At 71.9% G+C, this 5,568-nt stretch carries 3 protein-coding genes; 2 read left to right on the top strand and 1 reads right to left on the bottom strand.

Annotated elements, in window-relative coordinates:
- Positions 1-54 precede the first annotated feature (54 nt).
- The gene (locus tag ACFRMQ_RS37400) at positions 55-1,347 is read right to left on the bottom strand and encodes an FAD-dependent oxidoreductase (RefSeq protein ID WP_380735313.1); all 1,293 of its coding nucleotides are present in this window, start codon (positions 1,345-1,347) and stop codon (positions 55-57) included.
- Between the two features lie 451 nt (positions 1,348-1,798).
- On the opposite strand from ACFRMQ_RS37400, the gene ACFRMQ_RS37395 reads away from it, so the two are divergent.
- Together ACFRMQ_RS37395 and ACFRMQ_RS37390 are read left to right on the top strand one after the other, a co-directional pair.
- Positions 1,799-2,866 (top strand): polyprenyl synthetase family protein, encoded by a 1,068-nt coding sequence (locus ACFRMQ_RS37395; protein WP_380735311.1) that lies wholly within the window; start codon positions 1,799-1,801, stop codon positions 2,864-2,866.
- The gene (locus ACFRMQ_RS37390) at positions 2,857-5,523 is read left to right on the top strand and encodes a UbiA family prenyltransferase (protein ID WP_380735309.1); all 2,667 of its coding nucleotides are present in this window, start codon (positions 2,857-2,859) and stop codon (positions 5,521-5,523) included. The genes ACFRMQ_RS37395 and ACFRMQ_RS37390 overlap by 10 nt, the downstream gene beginning before the upstream one ends.
- Positions 5,524-5,568 lie beyond the last annotated feature (45 nt).

Genomic DNA, 5,568 nt, shown 5'->3' with positions numbered 1-5,568 from the left:
GGTGGTGGGGGACGGCGAGCCGGCTGGTGTGCCGCTCGGACCCGCGGGGCCCGGTCAGACCCGTTCGAGCCGGCGGACGTGGGCCGGCAGCTGGGCGTGACGGTCCGGCAGACCGAGCTGCTGGAGGCGGTCGAGGACGCTGAACGGCTGGTAGCCCAGCCCGGAGATGTTGTGCATGATCTTGTAGCAGAGCCGCTCGTTGCGCCCGTGGCGGCTCAGGATGTAGGTGGAGCGGGCGAAGCGGAGCTTGGTGGCGGTGTCCGTGAACATGTCGGCGAAGCGGTGGCTGAACTCGGAGATCGTCCGGACCTCCGCCCGGCGCTTGGTGCCGTAGGTCCTCAGGGCCCGGTCGACGCGGGCGGAGTCGGTGTGGTCGACCCCGTCGAGCAGTCCTGTCAGCGCGGCGGAGTCGGCGATGGCGGCGTTCATGCCCTGACCGGCCATCGGGTGGACCGCGTGGGCGGCGTCCCCGACCAGCGGCGCGCCGGCGCGGTGGAACTCGGGGCTGATGAACCGGCGGGCGGAGAGCACCCGGGAGGTCTCCAGGCCGCGGCGGGCGGAGTCGTGGACGGGCTCCAGCGCCGGGCAGTCCGCGATCACGCCGTCGAGCCAGGCGGGCAGGCCCTGCTTGCCGACGCGGTTGACGAAGCCGCGCGGGACCTGGAGGTAGAGCCGGCCGCCGTCGTGCGGCATCGGGTACATGACGCGCATGCCGGCCGGGGTGACGAAGGTGGTGGCCTGGGTCGCCAGGTGGGGCTCGTCGGTCAGGTCGATCGCGACCACCTGGTGGTCGTAGGGGGTCGTGTCGACGGTGATGTTGAGCTGGCCGCGCAGCTTGGAGGCGTGTCCGTCGCCGATCACCACGAGCGGTGCGTGGATCTCCTCGCGCCCGGTTCCCTGCCGGACGTTCACACCGTTCACCCGGCCGTCGGCGTCGCGGGTCAGCGATTCCACGGTGACCCGCCGGCGGAACTCGACGGCGTCCGGCAGGATGCCCACGAAGTTGTCGAGGATTCCCTTGTAGGTGTGGGTCATGCAGTGGTTGTAGTCGCCCGGGAGCCAGCGGTACTCCATGGCGCACAATTCCTCGCCGGTGGCGGTGGCGCAGGACAGCCGGTCGATGGCGCGGGCGCCGGCGTCGCGGAGCGGCTGCAGCGCGCCGAGGCCGTCGAGGATGCCGAGGGAACCGGGCTGAAGTAGTTCGCCCTTGAACGTTTCAACGGTGTCATGGAGTTTGTCCAGGAGCAGGACGCTCTTCCCCTGTCGCCCGAACATGATGGCCGCGGCGATTCCCCCGGCCCCGGCCCCGCAAATAATCACGTCGTACGTGTGCATAGTCCTGGACATGCGGCGAACAATAGCGCGCGGCCTGTCTGATGGGTAGACAGGAGATCTTCAAATCACGTTCCGGTATGACACCGCTACGCAGCGGCGCGGGGCGCGACCCTTCCGTGGACAAGTGTTTGACATGGCGCCAGCGCCGCCGATAATCTCCGATCACATGGTGATGGATCTCGATTGGATTCCTCACCGCTTCGGGGTTCGGCAAGGTCGAGGACCTTGCTGATGTATGGACGACGGGGGATGTTAAGCGAAAGGCCGTGTCCGCTTTCCGGACGCGTGCCGACTCTTCTGGCTAACTGTTCGAAAGCCATCCGGAGGGAATTTCCTTCGGATTCTTCGGCAGTTCGGCCGGTTTTTCCTCTGGTTTCGTCTTCCCGTTCGTCATGCCACCACTTGCATTCCACTGAACTTTCATCGTGACCCGCAGGAACCGGGCAGATGGATTGGGATAGATATGCAGAAGTTGTCTTTTCCTGAACTCTCGGGGCGAGTTTCCATCGAAGACGGTCTCCTTTCCTACGGGGCCTCCGAGGAAGCGTCGAGCCGCAACCGCGTCGCCTACCTCGCCGACCTGGTGCTCCAGCGCCTGCGCGGCGACTGGACGGACGGCGACCGGCTCGCCGAGGTGTGCAGCTACGCGCTGGTGACCCCGGGCAAGTACTTCCGTCCGATCCTGCTGCTGGAGAGCGCGGCCGCCGTCGGCGGTGACCTGCACCAGGTGATGCCCGCCGCGGCCGGCACCGAAGGCGCGCACCTGGCCAGCCTGATCCACGACGACATCATCGACGGCGACGAGTTCCGCCGGGGAATGCCCGCCGTCCACGCCAAATACAGCCAGGCCGACGCCATCGTCGGCGGCGACGCGCTGATCTTCTACCTCTTCGCGGCCCTCGCCACCTGCGCCGCCAACGGCGTCGAGGCGAACCGGATCGTGCGGGCCATGGCCAAGGCGGCCCAGGCCGGAGCCGACCTGTGCGCGGGCCAGATGATGGAGGAGGAGATCCGGCTCAAGGGCGACATGCGGATCAACTCGTACCTGCGCATGATCGAGAACAAGACCGCGGCGCTCTTCCGGGCCTCCTGCGACATCGGCGCCACCCTCGGCGGCGGCACCCCGGAGCAGTCGGACGCGCTCGGCCGCTACGGGACCTACCTCGGCGTCGCCTTCCAGATCTGGGACGACCTGCTGCCGTACATCGCCACCTCCGAGGAGGCCGGCAAGTCGAGCAGCAGCGACCTGGCGAACCGTCGGCTCACCCTGCCCATCCTGCTCTGCCGCGCCGAGGCCGGTCCCGAACTCGCCGCCGAGCTCGACGAGCTGATGAACGGTGAGGGCGACCTGGAGGAGCGTCACCGCCGCCTGCTCGCCCTGCTGACCGAGCACGGGGCCATCGACCGCGCCGCGCAGGAGGCCCGGAAGTTCGCGGCCGACGCCATCGACACGCTCGCCGGCCTGCCGGACAGTCAGAGCAAGCGCAGCCTGGAGTACTTCGCCAAGACGGCGGTCAGCCGGTGCCGGTAGTCCGCCCCACCATCCGCACCACGCTCTTCGCGCACCTGGAGACGTGGCGGCCGTACACCGCGTTCTACGTCGGCCTGGTCGGTCTGGCCGGAGCGCTGCTGGCGAGCCCCGACCCCTCGGCGGCGCGGTGCCTCGCGGCCTGGGCGATCCCGACCCTCGGCTGGCTCGGCGGACTCTACGGCGGCGACTACTTCGACCGGGAGCTGGACGCCAAGGCCAAGCCGCAGCGCCCGATCCCGTCCGGCCGGATGTCCGCGACGACCGCGCTGTGCTGCTTCCTGTCCTGCAGCGCGGCCGGCGGACTGCTCTCGCTGGCGCTCAACTGGCGGACCGTGCTGCTGGTGTTCGGCGCGTTCGCGGCCGGGGTCGCCTACAGCAAGGTGTTCAAGGCCCGCGGACTGAGCGGCAACATCGTGCGCGGCAGCATGACCGCGCTGGCCTTCCTCTACGGCTCCATGATGGTCGGCGACTACCCGCCGGCGCGGCTGCTGCCGGTCGCCCTGGTCTTCTGGCTGCACGACGCGGCCTCCAACCTCGTCGGCGCCGTCCGGGACATCGACGGCGACCGCGAGGGCGGCTACCGCACCTTCGCGGTCGACCGCGGGGCCACCCGCGCCGCGGGCACGGCCGCGCTGCTGCTGGCCGGGGCGTACGCGCTGGCCGCGAGCGCGCCCGCGATCCTCGGCCGGCCCTGGCAGACCGGCTACGTGCTCGCCCTGCTGGTCGCGGCCGCGAGCGCCGCCGCCGCGGTCGGTCCGCTGCTGCGCCCGCACGGGGAGACCCGCCCGCAGGCCTACCGCGCCCACGCGGTGCTGGTGATGACCCGCATCGTGCTGGCCGGCTCCTTCGCCGTCTGGACGCCGGGCCCGGCCCTGGGCGTGCCACTGACCGTGGCCGCCGTCGGCGCGACCTGGTTCAGCCAGCGACAGCTCCGGGAGCGCCACGAGTTCGGCGACCGCTCCGCCACCCCGGCGCCGGGCGACGAGGCCGTGACGCCGGACGACGAGGCCGTGACGCCGGAGCGGGTCCGCGACTTCGTCCGGGGCCAACTGGCCCTGCTGGGCGGCGAACCGCGGCTGCTCGCCGGGCTGTCCGCGTGGGAGCGCCGGATCGACATCCGGCTCAGCGCGCCGGACACCCGCGTCCTGCTGCTCAGCGAGGGCGGCGAGGTCCGCCTGCTGGACGAGGAGGGCGACGCGCCGCGGCAGGACGTCCCGCTGGTGACCATCACCACCACGGGCGCGGTGTTCCGCGACATCTTCCTGCTCGGCCGGACGAACCCGCGGCGCGCCTACCTCTCCCGGCGGCTGACCATGGACGCCCCGCCCGCCGACATGATCCGCCTGAACCAGCTGTTCAACAGCTTCCGTCGGCTCTCGGCGCCCCCCACGGCCGCCGACGCCGAGGCGGCGCGGCCGGCCCCCGTGGCGACCGCCCGCGCCGAGGAGCGGGAACGGGCGAGCGCCGACGCGGTGGACGCCGGGCCCGAACTGCCGGGCACCGTGGTGATCAGCGACACGACGCTGCGCGACGGCGAGCAGATGCCGGGCGTGGTGTTCACCCCCGCCCACAAGCGCGAACTCGCCCGCCGCCTGGGCGCGTTGGGAATCCCGCTGATCGAGGCCGGGTTCCCGGCCGTCTCCACCGAGGAGGCCGCGGCCATCCGCGGCATCGTCGACGCGGGCGGCGACGCGCTGATCCAGGTGATCGCCCGGCCGCTGGACCGCGACGTGGACGCCGCGATCGAGACCGGTGCGCACAGCATCGCGATCTTCATCGGCACCTCCGAGAGCCATCTGACCAACAAGCTGCGGATGAGCCTGGACGAGGTGCTGACCGGCGTGGACCGGGCCGTCCGGCGCGCCAAGCGCGCGGGGCGCCAGGTCGTCTTCGCGGCCGAGGACGCCACCCGTACCGATCCCGAGGTGCTGATCCGGGTCGGCCTGGCCGCCGCCGACGCCGGCGCGGACTCGTTCGGCCTCGCCGACACCGTGGGCATCGCGCACCCGGCCTCGATGGCGGCGATGGTCCGCGCGGTCGGCGTCGGCTGCCCGCTGCCGCTCGCGGTGCACTGCCACAACGACCTCGGCCTGGCCACCGCGAACTCCCTCGCGGGCCTCGCGGCAGGGGCCTCCGGAGTGCAGTGCAGCGTCCTGGGCATCGGCGAACGGGCCGGCAACGCGCCGCTGGAGCAGGTCGTCATGGCCCTCGGCGCCGCGCTCGGCCACGACACCGGGCTCGACCTCGGCGAGCTCCAGTCGCTGGCCGAGTACGTCGCCGAGCTCATCCGGGTGCGGGTGCCGCCGTACCAGCCGGTGGTGGGGGCCAACGCGTTCACCCACGAGAGCGGGCTCCACCTGGACGGCATCTCCCAGGACCCGAGCACCTACGAGCCCTACCGGCCCGAACTGCTCGGCCGGAGCAGGCGGATCGTGCTGGGCAAGCACTCCGGCGTGTCCGCGGTGCGCACGGTGGCCGACTCGATCGGCCTCGCCCTCGACACCGACCAGGCCCGCGCGACGCTGGCCGCGATCAAGCGGGCGGCGAGCAGCGGCGAGCTGGACCGGGAGGCCGACGCGGTCCAGACGATCCGCCGCTACGCCCCCGCCGCCGCGTCCCGCTTCCCGCTCGACACCCCTGTGCCCCGGGGGCGATGACGGCCCACCGGCACCACGCGGCGGACGCGTCCCCCTCTCCCCGGG

This window comes from Kitasatospora sp. NPDC056783 (assembly GCF_042789895.1).
In the GTDB taxonomy this organism is placed as follows: domain Bacteria; phylum Actinomycetota; class Actinomycetes; order Streptomycetales; family Streptomycetaceae; genus Kitasatospora.
The sequence above is the reverse complement of the archived record's forward strand: the minus strand, read 5'-3'. Positions and strand labels throughout refer to the sequence as shown.

Bases quoted from the DNA above. Each gene is read 5' to 3' on its own strand.
- ACFRMQ_RS37395 (WP_380735311.1), top strand. From the start codon at position 1,799: ATGCAGAAGTTGTCTTTTCCTGAACTCTCGGGGCGAGTTTCCATCGAA.
- ACFRMQ_RS37400 (WP_380735313.1), bottom strand. From the start codon at position 1,347: ATGTCCAGGACTATGCACACGTACGACGTGATTATTTGCGGGGCCGGG.